The organism is Nitrosomonas oligotropha (genome assembly GCF_900106555.1).
GTDB lineage: Bacteria > Pseudomonadota > Gammaproteobacteria > Burkholderiales > Nitrosomonadaceae > Nitrosomonas > Nitrosomonas oligotropha_A.
The window spans coordinates 1-18,116 of record NZ_FNOE01000020.1 but is presented as its reverse complement, the minus strand read 5'-3'; the positions used below and the strand labels follow the sequence as shown (position 1 = coordinate 18,116).

Below are 18,116 nucleotides of genomic sequence, written 5' to 3'. Positions count from 1 at the left end.
CATCAACCCTCTAGGGAGTGCACAAAATGATGAATGAATATAAATCTCTTTCGGTACAGTACTTAACAGGCACTGTGCAGATTTCTAAGCCCGTTGCACCCAATCTTGTTGCATTCGACTCACCCGCACTTGAAGTCATGACCGATTTACGCCAGATACAAGCGGCCGTAATCGCCCCAAGCGCTACGATGGAAGTTGCCAATACTTATATGATGCAACGTGGAGTGCGAACGTTGTTAGTCATGAACGACGATAATTCACTGGCTGGCATTATCACAGCCACCGATATTCTGAGTGAGAAACCGATGCGTTTTATTCAGGAAAGAGGCGTCAAACACAGTGAAATTCTGGTGATGGATATGATGACGCCGCTGGATAAGCTGGAAGCCATTCCGCTGGAAGAAGTGTCACACGCCCGGGTGGGCAACATTGTTGCCAGTTTGCGCGAAAGCGGCCGGTTGCATGCCCTGGTGATCGACGAAAACACTATCGGATTACCCCGGATTTGCGGTATTTTTTCCTGGACGCAAATCGAGAAGCAGCTCGGTACTGTTATTCCACCCAACAATGTCGCGAAGAGTTTTGCCGAAATTGAATCGACATTGATTGCCAGTTAGATCCGGAATTTATTCAAGTAAACGATGAGGCCACGTGATTTGATTCCGTTTACGGCTACTGGAATGGAGCCATGAACGGAATCCCATTTTCTGTTTAGATCTTACTATCCAAGCCATTCTCGGCAATTTCCGCCGCGCGAACAATGGCTTTGGCTTTATTCTGTGTCTCGATCCATTCATTTTGCGGCACCGAATCGGCAACGATTCCCGCGCCTGCCTGAACATGCAGTGTGCCGTCTTTGATAACAGCGGTGCGGATGGCGATGGCCAAGTCCATATCGCCGTTGAAGCCGAGGTAGCCAACTGCGCCGGCGTACACGCCGCGTTTGGAAACTTCCAGCTCGTCGATGATTTCCATCGCGCGTACTTTCGGCGCGCCGCTGACGGTTCCGGCCGGGAAGGTCGCGCGCAGCACGTCGATGGCGCTAAGCTCGGGTTTCAATTTACCTTCCACGTTGGACACGATGTGCATCACGTGCGAATAGTTTTCGATTTGCATTTTTTCCGTCACTTTAACCGTTCCGGTTTGCGCGACGCGGCCAATGTCGTTGCGGCCTAAATCCATCAGCATGACGTGTTCGGCAATTTCTTTCGGGTCGGCTAACAGATCGGCCGCCAATTCGGTATCTTCCTGCGGATTTTTGCCGCGTGGGCGTGTGCCTGCAATCGGACGGACGGTTACGTTACCGCTTTCAAGTCGCACCAAGATCTCGGGTGAAGCGCCGACGACATGAAAATCGTCAAAGTGATAAAAGAACATGTACGGTGACGGATTGAGGCTGCGCAAAGCGCGGTACAGCGCCAGAGGCGATGCGCCAAAAGGCTTGCTGGTGCGTTGCGACAGCACGACTTGCATGATATCGCCGTCGTAAATGTAGCGTTTGGCACGCTCCACCGCGGCTTTGAAATCCGCTTCGGGAAATTCGGGAACGGCAGCAGCGGAAGCAACCGCTTGTTCGGTCGGAATCGTAATCGGCTGACGCAGTTTGGCCAGCAGTGTTCTTAAACGGTTTTGCCCGTCCGCATAAGCGTTTTTATTTCCCGGGTTGACATAAACGATCAGGTACAGCTTGCCGGAAAGGTTGTCTACCACCGCGAGTTCTTCCGATAGCAGCAACAGTATGTCTGGCGTATTCAGAACATCCGGTTTGGCGTGGCCCTGCAATTTGTGCTCGATGTAACGCACGGTATCGTACGAAAAGTAACCAGCCAAGCCGCCGCAGAAGCGCGATTTTCCAGCTGGGCAGGGTGCCGCCTTGAACTGTGCCAGATAGGATTCGACAAAAACCAAGGGATTACTGACGGTAACTGTTTCCGACGAATCCGGACTGATCGTGGTAACCGAATTTTCACGTGCTTCAATACGCGTTGTTGCGGGTAAGCCGATGATCGAGAACCGGCCGAAACGCTCACCGCCTTGCACCGATTCCAGCAAATAAGAATAAGGCCGGTTCGCCAGCTTCAGATAGATGGACAACGGTGTATCGAGATCGGCAAAAGTTTCCAGCACAACCGGAATGCGGTTGTATCCTTGTTGCGCAAGCTGATCAAATTCGGCTTCGGTCATGTGCGCTCAGTCAGGGCAGTTTTGCAATCAATTTTGATGCATCCACCAGCGACTCGACGATGGCATCGCAATCCAATTCGTACACGTTACGCCCTTCGTTATACCCGTAGGTCACGCAGAACACGTGACAGCCCGCTGCGCGGGCGGCTATGGCGTCATTGAGCGAATCGCCGATCAGCAGTGCTTCGTGCGGTTGGGCGTTGAAGTGCTTGCAGATATGTGTCAGCGGCAGCGGATCCGGTTTTTTCTTCGGTAGGCTGTCGCCGGACAGGATGATTTCGAATTTGTCGAACAATCCAGTGGCGCGCAGCAGCGGGAGTGTGAATGCTTCCGCTTTATTGGTGATGCAGGCCAGTCTGAAGCCTGCTTGCTGTAGTATTTCCACACCTTCAACCACGCCGGGATAGGGGCGCGTGTTCCGGCTCAGATTGTTGGCATAATGCTGTTCATAAATCGGCAGCGCTTTGGCAAATAAAGCGGCATCCGGTTCACCGTCGAGCTGGCCGGTCAAGGTACGTTTGACCAGCTTTTGTATGCCTTTACCGATATACGAGCGGATCGTTGCCGTCGATTGCTCCGGCATATTCAGATCTTTCAACATCAGATTAGCGGATAATGCGAGATCCTCGGCGGTGTCGAGCAGCGTGCCATCGAGATCGATCATGATGACTTTGACCGCTAGCGGAAGCTCGATTTTCCTTGCCGGGGCGTTTGCGTTGCTAGTGAGACTTGAGTTCATTTGAATACAGGAAACAGACGTTTCAGTGAGTTAAACTTTTGCCAATTCAGCGCGGAATGCAGCCAGGATGGAATCGTAACGATGCGGATCGGCATCCTTGCCAGCTTGATAAATAGCGGATCCAGCGACAAAAGTATCGGCACCGGCGCGGGCGATTTCGGCAATGTTGTCAACTTTCACGCCACCGTCGATTTCCAACAGGATATCCCTGCCACTGGCGTCGATGCGTTTTCTAACGGCGCGTAGTTTGTTCAGCGCTTCGGGAATGAATTTCTGTCCGCCAAAACCGGGGTTGACCGACATGATTAGAACCAAATCTAGTTTGTCGAGCACATGATCCAGATAATGCAGCGGTGTGGCGGGGTTAAATACCAATCCCGCTTTGCAACCTTGTTCCTTGATCAAGCCAATGGTGCGGTCGATATGGTTGGAAGCTTCCGGGTGAAATGAAATGATGTTGGCGCCTGCTTTTGCGAAGTCGGGAATAATTCTATCCACGGGTTCGACCATCAAATGCACATCGATAATGGCATCGGTGACCGGGCGAATGGCTTCACAAACCAATGGACCGATCGTCAGATTCGGAACATAGTGATTATCCATCACGTCAAAATGAACGATATCCGCACCCGAATCAATCACATCGGTGATTTCTTGACCAAGTTTGGCAAAATTGGCGGAAAGGATACTGGGGGCAATGCGATACATGGAAAAAACCTCTCAATTAGCAAATCCAGTATTTTAACCGCAAATGACAAGCTGCGCGTAACAGAGTGAAAATTATTGCGTAAATTATTCCCATCGATACGTCTTAAACTTTTTCTTGGTAAACTAGTGCCAAAAGCAAAAACAACCTGGACTGTGAGATGACCGAAGAGAAGAAGTACGAAATCGATGTGACTGTACGCACGCTATACTTGCCCGATCAATCGGATGAAGAAGCGGACCGGCATGTGTTCGCTTATACCATCACCATCGCCAATAACGGTACAGTGGCTTCCCAGCTGATCAGCCGGCATTGGATTATCGACAATGGCGACGGTACTACCCAAGAAGTGCGCGGACTCGGTGTCGTGGGTGAACAACCCTTGCTGAAGCCAGGCGATAGCTTTGAGTACACCAGCGGAACGGTCATTTCGACTTCGGTCGGATCGATGAAAGGAAGCTACCAAATGGCGGCGGAAGACGGCTATCACTTTGACGTTGCGATACCGGAATTCATTCTGAGCGCACCGAGAATATTGCATTAGCGCGGCCGGACTTCTCGTTCAATTTCATGTTTGATATTTTCACGCTACCGGTATTTTGATGACCGGAAAACTGTATTTAATCCCAACCCCGATCAGTCAGGAAAATATGGCTTGGGCTTTGCCTGCGGCAGTGCAGCAATGTATCGAGGAATTATCCTATTTCATCGTCGAGCACCCGAAAACTGCGCGGCAGTTTCTGAAACAACTGAACTGCAAATTGCCCTTGCAGGACTTGCATATGCAAACTTTAAACGAACATACGCCCGCAAAAGATGTGCGGGCGTTGCTCGATCCATTGCTGGCCGGACATGATGCCGGTTTATTGTCGGAGGCGGGGTGTCCGGCGGTGGCCGATCCGGGGGCTGAATTGGTTCGCTTGGCGCACAAAAACAATATTGTCGTGACGCCGCTGGTCGGCCCTTCAGCTATTTTGCTGGCGCTGATGGCATCGGGTTTGAACGGACAGCGATTCGCCTTTCATGGCTATTTGCCGGTGGAAAGTGTTGCGCGGGCAAACAGGATTGTTGAGCTGGAAAAATTATCGATCAGCTTGCAGCAGACGCAGATTTTTATCGAAGCGCCGTACCGCAACCAGAAATTGCTGGAACAGCTGGTTAGCGTGTGCCGTGACAGTACGGATTTATGCGTGGCAAGTCATCTCACCTTTTCCAGCGAGTTGGTTATGACCAAACCGGTCAAGGAATGGCGGCGTTCGCTGCCGGATATCAACAAGATACCGGCCATTTTTTTACTGCATGGATAAAATTTACTGACAGGATAACGTTGAATCGCAGTTCGCGGGAGTTACTGACCGGGTTGTTTTTTTTGAATGAATTCGATTTTGTATCCGTCGGGGTCTTCGATGAATGCAATCACCGTTGTGCCGTGCTTCATCGGACCCGCTTCGCGGGTTACTTTGCCGCCCATCTTCTTGGTATTTTCGCAGGCTTGGTAAGCATCGTCCACTTCGACGGCAATGTGACCGAAGCCATCACCAAGACTGTACGACGGTGTGTCCCAGTTGTGCGTCAGCTCCAGAACAGTGCCGCTGGCTTCGTCCTGATAACCGACGAAAGCAAGGGTGAATTTACCGTCAGGATAATCTTTGCGGCGCAGCAGCTTCATACCCAGCACTTGCGTATAAAATGCCAGTGATTGGTCGAGATTGCCGACACGAAGCATGGTATGCAAAATACGCATTTATATTTTTACCATCTCAAAATCTTCTTTACGCGCACCGCATTCCGGACAGGTCCAGTTGATCGGCACATCTTCCCAGCGTGTGCCTGGTGCAATGCCTTCATCCGGAGATCCTAAGGCTTCATCATAGATATAGCCGCAAATTAAGCACATGTAACGATTGAATTCACGATTCTCTTCGGTAGGCATGATAGATAGCAGTTTCCTTTTAGGTTAAAATGATATTTTACGGTATTAATGCATGTTACAGCCACCCCCAATCGTACTTTCTTTTGCAGCCAATGACCCCACCGGCGGAGCAGGTTTGCAGGCTGATCTGCTAACCATTGCCAGTATGGGGTGCCACCCGTTATCGGTGATGACCGCTATTACGGTGCAAGATACCACCGGCGTGGATGATGTCATGGCGCTGGATCCCGAATGGATTGCCGATCAGGCCCGGGCAGTATTGGAAGACATGCCCGTGCATGCATTTAAAATCGGTTTATTGGGCAGCGTTGAGATTATCGCCGCGATCGCCGAAGTGATTTCCGATTATCCGCATATTCCGCTGGTGATGGATCCGGTACTGACCTCCGGGCGCGGGGATGAGCTGGCGAACGATGAAATGATCGATGCGATGCGGGAATTATTACTGCCGCAAGTCACCATATTGACGCCCAATAGCCTGGAAGCCAGGCATATCGCGCAGCAGGATGATGACAGCAGCGACAACAAACTGGACTTAAGTCTTTGCGCGCAGCGATTACTGCATATGGGGTGCGAATATGTGCTGATAACCGGCACGCACGAGAATACCGCCCAGGTGACGAACACGCTCTTTGCCGCGGATGGCATTGTGCGTGCGGATCATTGGGAAAGACTGGAACATACCTATCACGGTTCGGGTTGCACGCTGGCTTCGGCGATAGCGGCTTCATTGGCCAATGGATTATCCATCAGCGAAAGCGTGCTGGAAGCGCAGGACTATACTTGGCATACACTGCAAGCAGGATTCCGTCCCGGCATGGGGCAATATATCCCCAACCGGCTTTTTTGGGTTAGAGATGTCGAAGACGACCATGACCATGATCATGATGAAAAGAGCTAGTCGTTGAGAAACCCAAGAATTAGCGGACTGTACGCGATAACGCCGGATCTGAGCAATACAGATGATTTGCTGAATAAAACGCAGCAGGCGCTGGATGGTGGCGCGCGGCTCGTGCAATACCGCAATAAATCAGCGGATAAGATGTTGCTAAAGGAACAAGCTAAATCATTGCTGCAACTGTGCAAGTCGTACGAAATTCCCTTGATTATCAACGATCATATTGATTTGGCGATGGCAATCGATGCAGATGGCGTGCACGTGGGGCTGGGCGATATACCAGTTAGTGCTGCGCGCGAACGGTTTGGGCCAGGAAAAATTGTCGGCGCATCGTGTTATAACAATCTCCATCTGGCGCTTCAGGCGGAAGAGTCGGGATCGGATTATGTGGCTTTCGGCGCATTTTTTCCTTCGGAGACTAAAACGGATACAGTACCGGTTTCAACCAATCTGGTTGATTATGCCAAACAGAAAGTAACGGTTCCCATTGTAGGGATCGGCGGTATCCGGTTAATCAATGCAGCGGCGGTTATCGACAGCGGATGCGACGCGATAGCCGTTTGCAATGATTTGTTCGGTACAGGAAATATCATGGCAAGAGCGTTGCAATACACGCAGTTATTTGCAGAAAAATAAAAACATAATGTAATTTAAACAGCAGTATATCGATTAATTTTTTAAGAGCGGCTAAATGACATCACGCAATCATCAGTTATTTGAACAATCCCAGCAATATATTCCAGGCGGCGTTAATTCTCCGGTACGTGCTTTTAAATCGGTTGGCGGCGAACCGGTCTTTTTTCAACGCGGCGAGGGCGCTTATTTTTGGGATGCGGATGGTAAGCAATATATCGACTATGTCGGATCGTGGGGGCCGCTGATTCTCGGTCATGCTCATCCGGATGTGGTCAAGACCGTTCAGGCGGTAGTACAAAACGGTCTGACCTTCGGTGCACCGACCGAAGCGGAGCTGGATATTGCGAAATTGATTTGTCAGCTGCTTCCATCCATAGAACAAGTCCGGCTGGTCAGCTCCGGCACGGAAGCAGGGATGAGTGTCATCCGCTTGGCGCGTGGTTTTACGGGCAGAAGCAAAATCATAAAATTTGAAGGTTGTTATCATGGTCACGACGATTCCTTGCTGGTTAAAGCGGGTTCGGGCGCATTGACTTTCGGCAATCCGAGCTCAGCCGGTGTTCCGGCGGAAACGGCGGGGCATACCATCGTGCTGGATTTCAACGATATCGCCGGAGTGGAAGAGGCCTTCAACAAATGGGGCAAGGAAATTGCGGCGGTGATTGTGGAACCGGTGGCCGGCAATATGAATCTGATCGCTCCCAAGGCGGATTTTCTCGCCAAACTGCGAGCATTGTGCACGCAAAACGGCAGTGTGCTGATATTTGATGAGGTGATGACGGGATTTCGTGTCGGCTTAGGCTGTGCGCAAGGTCTTTATCAGATTAAACCTGATCTGACGGCTCTAGGCAAAGTCATCGGCGGTGGTATGCCGATGGCCGCATTCGGCGGACGCCGCGATATTATGCAGTATCTTGCGCCGCTTGGCCCGGTTTATCAAGCAGGCACGCTATCCGGTAATCCGGTGGCAGTCGCGGCTGGATTGGCTACACTAAAGCTGATTCAAGCGCCCGGTTTTTATGACCGGTTAGCGGACAGAACACGGCAATTGGTCGATGGTCTAAGCGCTACAGCAAAGAATCACGGCATCGATTTTTGCGCGCAATCGATTGGGGGTATGTTCGGACTGTATTTCAGCAAGGATATTCCCACCAGTTTCGCTGAAGTAATGCAATGCGACAAAGCGGCGTTTAACCGGTTCTTCCATGCCATGCTGGAAGAGGGAGTTTATTTTGCACCGTCGGCATTTGAAGCTGGATTTGTGTCGGCTATGCATGGCGACGCCGAGTTGAACAAAACGTTGTCCGCGGCGGAAAAGATTTTCAAGAGCTGGTGAGAATAAGACATTCACCGAGTTACAGTAACAGCAGAAATAAAAAAGGCGGCATGGCCGCCTTTTTTATTGGTTTCAAACCGGATGCGATTAACGCATGGTAGAAATATAAGCCGACACGGCGCGTTTTTCAGTTGCACTCATGCGGTGAACAACTTTTTGCATGACTTTGTTATCGTTCCCGCGATCGCCGGTATTAAACTGATTTAACTGTGTCAGCGTGTATTCCGCATGCTGACCGGCAACGCCAGGATAGCGCGGCACAATACCAGCTCCGGACGGGCCGTGACAGCTCGCACAGGCAGGGATGCCATTTTCGATGTTACCGCCGTGGTAAAGAATTTTTCCTGTATCCAGCAGTTTTTCGTCAGCGGCTATTTGGCTTGGCACAGTTTTTTGCTGCGCATAGTATTCTCCCAGTTTTTTCATGTCTTCCTGAGAGAGTGCGGCAACCATCGAAGACATTACCGGGCTGTTACGCTTAGCCGGCTCGGTTTCGCTGGCTTTAAAATCCATTAACTGCTTGGTGATATACTCCGCTTGCTGTCCGGCCAGAATAGGATTCATCGGAATGACGCTGTTGCCATCCGCATTGTGACAACCGGCGCAAACGCCAGAAGCGATTTCTTGCACGCTGGCTGGAGCAGCAGGAGCGGCGCTGGAGTCAGCAGCTGTTTCTTCAGCTGCCAAAGGCGCAGCCATTGCGAGTGCTGCGAGCATTACCATATGTTTAATCATTTTCATATTTCGTGTTCCGTTTAAGAGCATTCAAAAGTTGGTAGATGTGTTGAAAATTAACGCCGTATTTTAACAAGGCGTAAGAGCATTAACAACAAAATTCAAATGGTCTTCATTATTTAATATTTTATTTTTCAATGAAAATAATCTTTGTGCTGTTATTGATTGCTAACATCGCCTATCTGGTTGGCACGCAGCTTTATTTTGACAGACAAAAGGGGGGCGCACCGGTATCGGTCAATCCCGAAAAGATCGTGTTGGTTCCGGCGCAGGAAGATTGTTTGCTGTGGGGTGATTTTTATGAAGAGCAGGTACACTACGCCGAAACCGTGCTGACCGATTTATTCCCCGATCTGATATACGATGCCGAGGAGTCCAGTCAAACCACCATGTACTGGCTGTATATTCCACGCTATCCGAATAAAGAAGCAGCCAATCGTGAGATCAACAAGTTGAGGAACCTGGGCATCGTCAGTTTTCGTGTCAAAGACGACAATCAATGGCAGAATGCGGTATCGCTCGGCATGTTTTACGACCAGCAGGATGCGCTCAAGCAGTTACGGGAGATCGAAAAAAAAGGCATTATCAATGCTAAGATAGAAGAACGTAGCGTTATGCTTAAGAAAATTGTCATTCATAATCCGGCGCACATGGTGAAGGAGCAAATGCAAAAACTGGTCGAACAATTTGACGATACCCGTTTGGCTCAAGGCAAATGTGAACGTTTATAATAGACAGCACTGCTGTAAAGCGGAATAATCAACGCTATCCTTCTATCACGAATAATAATTAAACAATAATGACGGTATCCATCAAAACACCGCAAGAAATAGAAACAATGCGCATTGCCGGCCGGTTGGCATCGGAAGTTCTGGATTACATCACGCCGTATGTGGTGGCGGGTGTTACCACAGAGGAGCTGGATACGCTATGCCACCGCTACATGGTGGACGTGCAAAAAACCATTCCCGCGCCGCTGAATTATGCCCCATCCGGGCACACGCCTTACCCCAAATCGATTTGCACTTCGGTCAATCATCAGATCTGTCATGGCGTTCCCGGACCGAAAAAATTAAAGAACGGCGACATTGTCAATCTGGACATCACCGTGATTTATGAAGGCTATCACGGCGATACCAGCCGCATGTTTTATGTCGGCGAGCCGTCGATTCAAGCCAAGCGCTTGTGCGAAGTAACCTACGAAGCCATGTGGCGCGGTATCGATGAAGTGAAGCCGGGCGCTCATCTGGGCGATATCGGCTTTGCCATTCAAAAGTTGGCTGAAGGTGTTGGCTATAGCATTGTGCGAGAATTTTGCGGACACGGCATCGGCGCCAAATTCCACGAAAATCCGCAGGTGCTGCATTACGGGCGGCGTGGCACCGGCATGGAACTCAAACCCGGCATGATTTTTACCATCGAACCGATGATTAACGCCGGTAAAGCAGCGATCCGCCATTTACCGGACGGCTGGACCATCACCACTAAGGACGGCAGTCTGTCGGCGCAGTGGGAACATACCGTTCTGGTGACCGGCGACGGTTATGAAGTGCTGACCGTATCGGCAGGCTCTCCCCCCAAACCGGTTTACCGCTTCGGCAGCTAAGCCGTTAAATTCTCTCTTTATCCTGGATTTTTACTATGACACGAAGTCATCATCGTACCGCTGCGCAAATCCGCCCGGTCAAAATCACCCGCCGCTACATCAAGCACGCCGATGGCTCCGTGTTGATCGAATGCGGCGATACCAAGGTCATCTGCACCGCCAGCATCAGCGAACAGATTCCGCCGTTCCTGAAAGGTCAGGGGCAGGGTTGGCTGACTGCGGAATACGGCATGCTACCGGGTTCGACGCATAGCCGCATGCAGCGCGAGGCAGCCAAAGGCAAACAAACCGGGCGCACCATGGAAATCCAGCGTCTCATCGGACGCGCTTTGCGCGCTGCGGTGGATTTGAAAAAACTGGGCGAGCGCACCATCCAAATCGATTGCGACGTTATTCAGGCCGATGGCGGTACTCGCACCGCCAGCATCACGGGCGCTTTTGTCGCGTTACACGACGCGATCCAAAAATTACTCGATCAGAAACTCATCGAAGCCACGCCGATCATCGACCACGTTGCGGCGATTTCGGTCGGCATCTTTGAAGGCACTCCGGTTCTGGATTTAGATTACGTGGAAGATTCCGCCTGCGACACCGACATGAACGTCGTCATGACCGGCAGATTGCATCTCATCGAAGTGCAGGGAACGGCCGAAGGCAATGCCTTCAGCCGCGCCGAATTGAACACCATGCTCGACATGGCGCAACAGGGCATCGAAGAACTGATCGCCATCCAGCGCAATGTGCTGACGCAACCATGAGCACACTGAAAAAACTGGTCATCGCCAGCAATAACTCTGGCAAATTGCGCGAGATCGGCGAATTACTCGCGCTCCTGGCGATCAATGTGGCACCGCAATCCGAATTCAACATCAGCGAAGCCGACGAGCCGCACATTACATTTGTCGAAAATGCGCTCGCTAAAGCCCGTCACGCCAGCCGCTGCTCGGGGTTGCCTGCTCTTGCGGACGATTCCGGCATTTGCGTCAGTGCGCTTGGCGGCGCTCCCGGTGTCAATTCCGCGCGTTACGCCGGAGAACCCAAGTCGGATGAGCGTAACAACCAGAAGTTGGTTGCAGCGCTGCAAAACCAAGCCGACCGGCGTGCGTATTACTACTGTGTGATCGTGGTGGTGCGCCATGCCGACGACCCGCAACCGATCATCGTTGACGGCTCGTGGCACGGTGAAATCATCGATCAGCCGCACGGCAGCGGCGGCTTCGGCTACGATCCGTATTTTTATCTGCCGGAATTCGGCAAAACCTCCGCCGAACTAACTGCCGAACAGAAAAATCAAATCAGCCACCGTGGCCAGGCATTAGCGAAGTTGGTGGAAATTCTACAAGCTGGGAAGTTTTAAACTGGTACTGCCGAATGCATTGACGTGAGATCGAGCATAAAAAATGCTCGATCTCATAAATCCATCATTCAAACACCCATGATGTCACCATCATCATTCAAATCGATGCGATGTGCAGCCGGATCGTGCGGTAATCCCGGCATTGTGACGATGTCGCCGGTCATGACCAGCAAATAACCTGCTCCTGCGGCAATGCGCACCGATTCCACCGGCAGAGGGAATGCCTCGGGGTGGCCGACTTTGGCGGGATCGCTGCTGAGCGACAGATGGGTTTTGGCGATGCACACTGGTAACCGGTCGTAACCTAACGCGCGGATTCGTTCCAGATCTTTCTTCGCTGCCCGGCTGAACTCGACTTCGCTGGCGCCGTAAATGGTGCGGGCGACGGCGGCGATCTTGTCTTCGGGCGAATCGTTTAGATCGTACAAATAACGCACGGGCGGCTGCGGCCGAGTGGTTGCGGCGATCACTGCATGCGCCAGCGCTTCGGCTCCCGCACCTCCATCGGTAAAACCGGTAAAGAGGGCAGTGTTCAACCCAAGCCCGGCGCAGTATTGTTCGATGGCGTTCAGTTCAGCATCGGTATCGCCTACGAAGCGATTAATGGCGATGACCGGCTCAAAGCCGAAAGTCCGCACGCTTTCCACGTGATGTTCCAAATGCGCCAAGCCGCGCTCGATTTCTTCGATACCGCCGGGGCGGGAAGGATCGCCGCCGCCATGCACGCGCAGTGCCCGCGCGGTGACGACCAGCACCACCGCGCTCGGCCATAACTCGGAACTGCGGCATTTCAAATCGAAAAATTTCTCCGCACCCAGGTCGAAACCGAAGCCCGCTTCCGTTACTACCCAATCCGCACAAGCTGCGGCGGCCTTGGTGGCGATTACACTGTTGCAACCGTGCGCGATATTGCCGAAAGGCCCGCCGTGCACAAAAGCCGGTACGCCTTCGGTGGTTTGCACTAGATTCGGCAACATGGCATCGTGCAGCAAAGCCGCCATCGCGCCGGTCGCTTGGAGGCTCTGCGCCGTGACCGGATTGCCGGAACGGTCGAACCCAACCAAGATGCGCCCCAAACGCGCTTTAAGATCGGCGAGATCTTCGGCCAGACACAGAATAGCCATGACTTCGGACGCTGCGGTAATGTCGAAACCGGTTTCCCGCGGCACGCCGTTGAGCCGCCCGCCCAGCCCGATCACCGCTTGCCGCAGCGAACGGTCGTTTATATCCAGCACGCGACGCCAGAACACTTGACGATGTTCGAGATCCAACCCGCTGCGGAAATGAACGGCGTTGTCGAGCAAAGCGGCAAGCAGGTTATGCGCCGCGCCGACGGCGTGCATGTCACCGGTAAAATGCATATTGATGCGCGTCGACGGCTCAAGCTGACAACGCCCACCGCCAGCCCCGCCGCCTTTAATGCCGAAAATAGGCCCCAAAGACGGCTCGCGCAACGCCAACGCAACGCGCTGTCCGATGTATGCCAAGCCTTGCGCCAGCCCAATCGAAACCGTCGTTTTTCCTTCACCCATGCGCGTCGGATTAATCGCCGAAACCAGAACGATTTTGCCTTTGGATTGCGTGCCTTTTTCCGGCAAAACACTCAACCGCAGTTTCGCCATGTGCTCACCGAACAGCATGAGGTTGTCCGGTTGCAAACCAAGTTTTGCGGCGATGTCTAGTATGGGGTGCATGTTAGAAATCCGGTATCAAGCAAACAAACTCTCCTGGCGATAGTACAGTGCTGGTTTCTGATCGGATATAGATTATTGTCCAGCAAGTAATGAGAACCATCAAACATTGTTAGGCTCGACAACCGGATCAGCTATTTCTGGGAAATCGTCATCCAACGTTGGCAAAATCGGAAGTAGTTCTTTCAGGCTCTTTTTCTTGATCGGTTCGATAATCAGTTTATCGCCTTCTTTGCGGATGATCGCTTCGGTTCCTTCCAATTCAAAATCGCGCGGGATTCGTATCGCTTGGCTGCATCCGTTTCTGAACAGGCTGGCGTGTCGCTCGTTGTGCATGACGATCTCCAGAATATTGGTATATGACAAAGCGTAGGCCTGGATTGTTAGCGTGTCAAACGTATGAAGAGCTGATTGCGTGGAGGAAATAGAGCCGGAGATAAGGATAACGCAGTGAGTCGTGAGCTGATTGAAATAGATAACCTTTTAATTAATAGCCATACAATTAAGCACTTGCCGAGATTCTCAACGCAATTCTTCCAGCATTTTCCGGCACGAGTCTGTCCATTTCAGCTTATCCTCCAAAATTTCTGCTAACTCTTTTGCCCGGCGAATAGCTGCCTCGATATCGATTAATTGCGTCGTAATGCTTTGTTCCCAGTTTTGTATCGCTTGATTGGTATCATCCGGTGTTGCAACGATATAGTGACGGTGCTTGTGAGATTCGAGATACGATTTCAATAACTCCGCCAGCCCGCTATTTTCACTGATCAAAATAGGCACACCGACACTGAGTGCTTCCAAAGGCACAAGACCGAATCCTTCACTGCGAGATGGCATGAGAAACAGTGCTGCACTGCGGTAATCTCCGATGATCGTTTCCTGATCGCTGCTATATTCCCGCACTTGCACCTGAAAACCATTATGTTTTTCCTTGATTTTAGTGTTAAGCGCTGTGCCTTCTCCGACCGGCGCTCCTCGAATAATCAGCTCTGGTTTATATTCGAGCGGTTCATGTGCTTCTACAATCCGGTGCAATGCTTTAACAGCAATATCGATGCCTTTAAGTGCTTCATCCTCGGCACGGCCTACCAGCAAACACTGTAAATTGAGCGGCTTGATTTTTTCTTGCCGATCACGCTGTCTGAAGCCTGGATTGAATTGACAGACCACCGGGCGTGATTCCGGTGCTAACCGATGAATCAAGGTATCGGTTTCCCGGAAGAGCATCGGCCCGACGGCAATGACCAGTTGTGCAGCTTTGGCTAAGTTTAATTCTTCCTGTTCACGTGCTGTGGCTTGTTGGGAGGCATCGGCCTTGCCTTTATGCCATTCGATCTGACTCGGAGACATGTGAATGAAATGGATTCGCTTTGCTTGCGGAAAAAAATCTTCCTGCTGCGACTTTGCTGCATCGCCGGTGATACGCCCATGCCCGATGATCAGATCGGGATCCGCCGGTAATGTAATCTTGCGCGACAAGTTACCACCCGTTGCACGAACCAGTGTTACCTTCTCGGCTTTTGCACGCTCTTCCTCATCGGTTGTCGCATATTTCACCAAACAATAAACGGTTTTTCCCAATTGTGCCAAAGCCATGCACAATTCACGATTGAATGTCGACAATCCGCCATGACGTGAATCCCATTCGGTGCCAATTACCAAGATAGTCTGCAAGCTGGCAGGAATCAGCGGCATTTCATCATCGACCGGCAAAGCAGCCGGTGCAATGCCAGCAAAAGCGCTGCTGGTATTAGTTTCTTGCGCTTCCTGTATATGTTGCCCGAGCAACCATTCAACTTTGGGTTTGCCGCCAATACGGATCGATTCGATTGATCCGGTCAAATGCTCGGCCAGGTGCTGCGCTTGTTTACCGGCGACCAGCACTTCAATGTATCCGCGCTGGCTATCATGTTGCTCCGGATCGAACATCGCGCGAATCATCACCGCGCTTTCCGCCTGGCAATCGTAATAGCACACGCCCGTGCGCCAATATTTCGCGTCTCGTTTTGCTTTATCGCCAATTTCTCGCAATACTTGCTTGATAATGCCTTCATGAAAAAGTCATACGCCAATCGCACATGTGCATCGGCTGTGGCATTGCGCCAAGTGCTTTGTATCGGCGAAGCCATATCTTGCTCGTCCGGCAATAATTCCGTCGCCACATAGACATCATCGCCCAACGCAAAACACGCGTTGCATTGCACCATCATGTCGATAAACATGCGCTGTTCTTGCTCGTTAAAGTCGCGCCAGACAGCATTTTGCAATTGCGTCAGATGAAAAACGCCGCCGTCGCGACGGATTTGCGGCAACACTGTATTGCGCTCCAATATTGCATAAATACCGGCCAACGCCCAATCCTGCCTTAACACCAGATCATTGCCAAACGCGCCCTGGCGCCAAAATACCTGACCGGCACGATGCAAAAAATTCGCAATCAGTGCGGGTGGCGCCAATTGATTGCGCTGCTGGCATTGCGATTCGAATGCTTCAAAAGCCAGGGTTTTCTGACCGCCGTCGCGCAATTCCCGCAGATCCTGCTCCAAATCCACCCAGCTTTGTGGAATTTCGACTGCGGCGTAACGTTTGCGTAACAAACGCGCAGCATTCCGGATTTCCGGCAGCAAGCGCTCCAATCCATAATCCTGCAACGCACTGCAGCCGGTAGTTTTTAGATAATTGAAACCGTGATCCTGTGGCAATGGCGCCGCTGTTTCAGTATCGGCCTCGTCGCATTGGGTTTGCACCACGATCACCGGCGCATCTGCTCCCGCCAGCGAGCGGATATACGCCAGCCAATACCCGAGTAGGCGGTTTCGCATCGGCACGCCGTTTTGCTGATATTCGTCTTGGTTCTCAAATTCCGGATGCCACGCCACGACATAGATTGCCCGCTCGTCCAGAAACAAGCCATGCGTCGACAGATACACATCCTGCCCGCCGAAATCCCATAGATTGAGATAAATTCCGGGTGCGTGATCGTCGGCTTCCAAGATCCTGAAGCGGCCCAAATGGATACCATGCGTACTCGGCACCGCCGGATCGTACTCAGAACCCTGCAACCGCCGCGATATTTGCGTTTTACCGATACCACCGTTGCCGAGGATAAACAATTTCAACTCACTGTTCGGCGCCGATCCACTGGCCAGCAAATCGCGTTGCCATGCTGTAATGGGTATTAAAGCATTGCCTGCATCACTCAGCAGTTCTACCGGTACATTATCGATTGCATTACTCTTTACATCGACCAAGCGCGGAAAGTGATATAGCCAGACTGCATCGTTTATTTGAGAAATATAAATTTCTTTCAAGCAAATCAATTTTTCTAGCGGATTGAGATGGGTTATCCGATCACACTCGGAGAGATTTAGCGATTGCAATCGGGGCAGATTTTCCAATCCCTTCAGATCGGCTAATTGCCTACACGCGGAAAGATCTAGTGATTGCAAATGGGTGAGATTCTCCAATCCCTGCAGATCGGTTAATTGCTCACACCCGGAAAGATTTAGCGATTGCAATCGGGGCAGATTTTCCAATCCCTTCAGATCGGCTAATTGCCTACACGCGGAAAGATTCAGTGATTGCAAATGTGTGAGATTCTCCAATCCCTGCAGATCGGCTAATTGCTCACACCTGGAAAGACTCAGCGATTGCAATCGGGACAGATTTTCCAATCCCTTCAGATCGGCTAATTGCTCACACCAGGAAAGATTCAGTGATTGCAGATCGGTGAGATTTTCCAATCCCTTCAGATCGGTTAATTGAAAACAGCTGGAAAGATTTAGCGATTGCAATCGGGACAGATTTTCCAATCCTTGCAGATCGGTTAATTGCGCACACCGGGAAAGATCCAGTGATTGCAATCGGGACAGATTTTCCAATCCCTTCAGATCGGTTAATTGATCACACCAGGAAAGATCCAGTGATTGCAAACCGGTGAGATTTTCCAATCCCTTCAGATCGGTTAATTGCTCACACCCGGAAAGATTCAGTGATTGCAGATCGGTGAGATTTTCCAATCCTTGCAGATCGGTTAATTGCGCACACCGGGAAAGATTCAGCGATTGCAATCGGGGCAGATTTTCCAATCCCTGCAGATCGGTTAATTGATTACACCAGGAAAGATCCAGTGATTGCAAACCGGTGAGATTTTCCAATCCCTTCAGATCGGTTAATTGCTTACACCAGGAAAGATTCAGTTGTAAGAAATCTCAGAGTTGTTTACAGATAGGTTGATTGAAATAAGCGGTGAGTATTTCATAAGGGGTGGCATTATTCAAACTCTTGTGAGGCTT

At 51.1% G+C, this 18,116-nt stretch carries 20 protein-coding genes; 10 read left to right on the top strand and 10 right to left on the bottom strand.

Going from position 1 to position 18,116, the window contains the following annotated elements; translation table 11 throughout:
• Positions 1-26 precede the first annotated feature (26 nt).
• Positions 27-617, top strand: a complete 591-nt coding sequence (locus tag BLU57_RS10870) for a CBS domain-containing protein (RefSeq protein WP_090320572.1) — start codon at positions 27-29, stop codon at positions 615-617.
• A 94-nt stretch (positions 618-711) separates the two neighbouring features.
• Here the strand turns inward: BLU57_RS10870 and trpE are convergent, their stop codons facing one another.
• From trpE to rpe, 3 genes are read right to left on the bottom strand one after another with little or no spacing between them, the layout of a single operon-like run.
• Positions 712-2,184, bottom strand: a complete 1,473-nt coding sequence (trpE, locus tag BLU57_RS10865) for an anthranilate synthase component I (protein ID WP_090320569.1) — start codon at positions 2,182-2,184, stop codon at positions 712-714.
• A gap of 10 nt (positions 2,185-2,194) precedes the next feature.
• Positions 2,195-2,923: a phosphoglycolate phosphatase gene (locus BLU57_RS10860; RefSeq protein ID WP_090320566.1), complete on the bottom strand. Its 729-nt coding sequence runs from the start codon at positions 2,921-2,923 to the stop codon at positions 2,195-2,197.
• Positions 2,924-2,953: 30 nt separating this feature from the next.
• Positions 2,954-3,631 carry a ribulose-phosphate 3-epimerase gene (gene rpe / locus BLU57_RS10855; RefSeq protein ID WP_090320563.1) on the bottom strand — a complete coding sequence of 226 codons (678 nt, stop codon included), beginning with the start codon at positions 3,629-3,631 and terminating at the stop codon, positions 2,954-2,956.
• Positions 3,632-3,789: 158 nt separating this feature from the next.
• On the opposite strand from rpe, the gene apaG reads away from it, so the two are divergent.
• Both apaG and BLU57_RS10845 read left to right on the top strand, forming a co-directional pair.
• Complete coding sequence (apaG, locus tag BLU57_RS10850; RefSeq protein ID WP_090320560.1) at positions 3,790-4,173, top strand: Co2+/Mg2+ efflux protein ApaG; 384 nt, start codon at positions 3,790-3,792, stop codon at positions 4,171-4,173.
• Positions 4,174-4,231: 58 nt separating this feature from the next.
• The gene (locus tag BLU57_RS10845) at positions 4,232-4,936 is read left to right on the top strand and encodes an SAM-dependent methyltransferase (RefSeq protein WP_090320557.1); all 705 of its coding nucleotides are present in this window, start codon (positions 4,232-4,234) and stop codon (positions 4,934-4,936) included.
• Between the two features lie 41 nt (positions 4,937-4,977).
• On the opposite strand, the gene gloA is transcribed toward BLU57_RS10845, so the two are convergent.
• Together gloA and BLU57_RS10835 are read right to left on the bottom strand one after the other, a co-directional pair.
• A complete protein-coding gene (gene gloA / locus BLU57_RS10840) occupies positions 4,978-5,373 on the bottom strand; it encodes a lactoylglutathione lyase (protein ID WP_090320554.1) in 396 nt (131 codons plus the stop codon).
• Positions 5,374-5,562, bottom strand: a complete 189-nt coding sequence (locus BLU57_RS10835) for a rubredoxin (protein ID WP_090320551.1) — start codon at positions 5,560-5,562, stop codon at positions 5,374-5,376. It lies immediately after the preceding gene.
• A gap of 52 nt (positions 5,563-5,614) precedes the next feature.
• Here BLU57_RS10835 and thiD point away from each other — a divergent pair, with 52 nt between their 5' ends.
• Genes thiD through hemL form a run of 3 tightly spaced genes read left to right on the top strand, consistent with a single transcriptional unit; the run spans position 5,615 to position 8,432 of the window.
• On the top strand, positions 5,615-6,463 hold the full coding sequence (thiD, locus tag BLU57_RS10830; protein ID WP_090320548.1) for a bifunctional hydroxymethylpyrimidine kinase/phosphomethylpyrimidine kinase: 849 nt from the start codon (positions 5,615-5,617) through the stop codon (positions 6,461-6,463).
• 3 nt (positions 6,464-6,466) lie between these two features.
• The gene (gene thiE / locus BLU57_RS10825) at positions 6,467-7,096 is read left to right on the top strand and encodes a thiamine phosphate synthase (RefSeq protein WP_090320545.1); all 630 of its coding nucleotides are present in this window, start codon (positions 6,467-6,469) and stop codon (positions 7,094-7,096) included.
• Between the two features lie 55 nt (positions 7,097-7,151).
• On the top strand, positions 7,152-8,432 hold the full coding sequence (gene hemL / locus BLU57_RS10820; protein ID WP_090320543.1) for a glutamate-1-semialdehyde 2,1-aminomutase: 1,281 nt from the start codon (positions 7,152-7,154) through the stop codon (positions 8,430-8,432).
• 87 nt (positions 8,433-8,519) lie between these two features.
• On the opposite strand, the gene BLU57_RS10815 is transcribed toward hemL, so the two are convergent.
• Positions 8,520-9,173: a c-type cytochrome gene (locus tag BLU57_RS10815; RefSeq protein ID WP_090320540.1), complete on the bottom strand. Its 654-nt coding sequence runs from the start codon at positions 9,171-9,173 to the stop codon at positions 8,520-8,522.
• A gap of 131 nt (positions 9,174-9,304) precedes the next feature.
• On the opposite strand from BLU57_RS10815, the gene BLU57_RS10810 reads away from it, so the two are divergent.
• The 4 genes from BLU57_RS10810 (at position 9,305) to rdgB (ending at position 12,130) form a co-directional block, all read left to right on the top strand.
• Entirely contained in the window at positions 9,305-9,898 is a 594-nt protein-coding gene (locus BLU57_RS10810) for an SPOR domain-containing protein (protein WP_090320537.1), read from the top strand.
• A gap of 68 nt (positions 9,899-9,966) precedes the next feature.
• Positions 9,967-10,773: a type I methionyl aminopeptidase gene (gene map / locus BLU57_RS10805; protein WP_090320534.1), complete on the top strand. Its 807-nt coding sequence runs from the start codon at positions 9,967-9,969 to the stop codon at positions 10,771-10,773.
• A 35-nt stretch (positions 10,774-10,808) separates the two neighbouring features.
• Positions 10,809-11,531 (top strand): ribonuclease PH, encoded by a 723-nt coding sequence (rph, locus tag BLU57_RS10800; protein ID WP_090320531.1) that lies wholly within the window; start codon positions 10,809-10,811, stop codon positions 11,529-11,531.
• The gene (gene rdgB / locus BLU57_RS10795; RefSeq protein ID WP_090320528.1) at positions 11,528-12,130 is read left to right on the top strand and encodes an RdgB/HAM1 family non-canonical purine NTP pyrophosphatase; all 603 of its coding nucleotides are present in this window, start codon (positions 11,528-11,530) and stop codon (positions 12,128-12,130) included. The genes rph and rdgB overlap by 4 nt, the downstream gene beginning before the upstream one ends.
• A gap of 68 nt (positions 12,131-12,198) precedes the next feature.
• On the opposite strand, the gene BLU57_RS10790 is transcribed toward rdgB, so the two are convergent.
• The 4 genes from BLU57_RS10790 to BLU57_RS10775 form a co-directional block, all read right to left on the bottom strand.
• On the bottom strand, positions 12,199-13,824 hold the full coding sequence (locus BLU57_RS10790; RefSeq protein ID WP_090320525.1) for a formate--tetrahydrofolate ligase: 1,626 nt from the start codon (positions 13,822-13,824) through the stop codon (positions 12,199-12,201).
• 99 nt (positions 13,825-13,923) lie between these two features.
• Positions 13,924-14,157 carry an antitoxin gene (locus tag BLU57_RS10785; protein ID WP_090320523.1) on the bottom strand — a complete coding sequence of 78 codons (234 nt, stop codon included), beginning with the start codon at positions 14,155-14,157 and terminating at the stop codon, positions 13,924-13,926.
• A gap of 186 nt (positions 14,158-14,343) precedes the next feature.
• Positions 14,344-15,798 (bottom strand): glycosyltransferase family 4 protein, encoded by a 1,455-nt coding sequence (locus tag BLU57_RS10780; protein WP_143026968.1) that lies wholly within the window; start codon positions 15,796-15,798, stop codon positions 14,344-14,346.
• A complete protein-coding gene (locus BLU57_RS10775) occupies positions 15,762-17,978 on the bottom strand; it encodes a leucine-rich repeat domain-containing protein (RefSeq protein ID WP_090320517.1) in 2,217 nt (738 codons plus the stop codon). Before BLU57_RS10775 ends, BLU57_RS10780 begins: the two co-directional genes overlap by 37 nt.
• Positions 17,979-18,116 lie beyond the last annotated feature (138 nt).

Excerpts from the sequence above, each read along its gene's own strand:
- BLU57_RS10845 (WP_090320557.1), top strand. The coding sequence starts at position 4,232 with ATGACCGGAAAACTGTATTTAATCCCAACCCCGATCAGTCAGGAAAAT.
- BLU57_RS10790 (WP_090320525.1), bottom strand. The coding sequence starts at position 13,824 with ATGCACCCCATACTAGACATCGCCGCAAAACTTGGTTTGCAACCGGAC.
- hemL (WP_090320543.1), top strand. The coding sequence starts at position 7,152 with ATGACATCACGCAATCATCAGTTATTTGAACAATCCCAGCAATATATT.
- rph (WP_090320531.1), top strand. The coding sequence starts at position 10,809 with ATGACACGAAGTCATCATCGTACCGCTGCGCAAATCCGCCCGGTCAAA.
- BLU57_RS10785 (WP_090320523.1), bottom strand. The coding sequence starts at position 14,157 with ATGCACAACGAGCGACACGCCAGCCTGTTCAGAAACGGATGCAGCCAA.
- BLU57_RS10870 (WP_090320572.1), top strand. The coding sequence starts at position 27 with ATGATGAATGAATATAAATCTCTTTCGGTACAGTACTTAACAGGCACT.
- BLU57_RS10860 (WP_090320566.1), bottom strand. The coding sequence starts at position 2,923 with ATGAACTCAAGTCTCACTAGCAACGCAAACGCCCCGGCAAGGAAAATC.
- apaG (WP_090320560.1), top strand. The coding sequence starts at position 3,790 with ATGACCGAAGAGAAGAAGTACGAAATCGATGTGACTGTACGCACGCTA.
- gloA (WP_090320554.1), bottom strand. The coding sequence starts at position 5,373 with ATGCGTATTTTGCATACCATGCTTCGTGTCGGCAATCTCGACCAATCA.
- trpE (WP_090320569.1), bottom strand. The coding sequence starts at position 2,184 with ATGACCGAAGCCGAATTTGATCAGCTTGCGCAACAAGGATACAACCGC.
- BLU57_RS10810 (WP_090320537.1), top strand. The coding sequence starts at position 9,305 with ATGAAAATAATCTTTGTGCTGTTATTGATTGCTAACATCGCCTATCTG.
- rpe (WP_090320563.1), bottom strand. The coding sequence starts at position 3,631 with ATGTATCGCATTGCCCCCAGTATCCTTTCCGCCAATTTTGCCAAACTT.
- rdgB (WP_090320528.1), top strand. The coding sequence starts at position 11,528 with ATGAGCACACTGAAAAAACTGGTCATCGCCAGCAATAACTCTGGCAAA.
- thiD (WP_090320548.1), top strand. The coding sequence starts at position 5,615 with ATGTTACAGCCACCCCCAATCGTACTTTCTTTTGCAGCCAATGACCCC.
- map (WP_090320534.1), top strand. The coding sequence starts at position 9,967 with ATGACGGTATCCATCAAAACACCGCAAGAAATAGAAACAATGCGCATT.
- BLU57_RS10835 (WP_090320551.1), bottom strand. The coding sequence starts at position 5,562 with ATGCCTACCGAAGAGAATCGTGAATTCAATCGTTACATGTGCTTAATT.
- BLU57_RS10815 (WP_090320540.1), bottom strand. The coding sequence starts at position 9,173 with ATGAAAATGATTAAACATATGGTAATGCTCGCAGCACTCGCAATGGCT.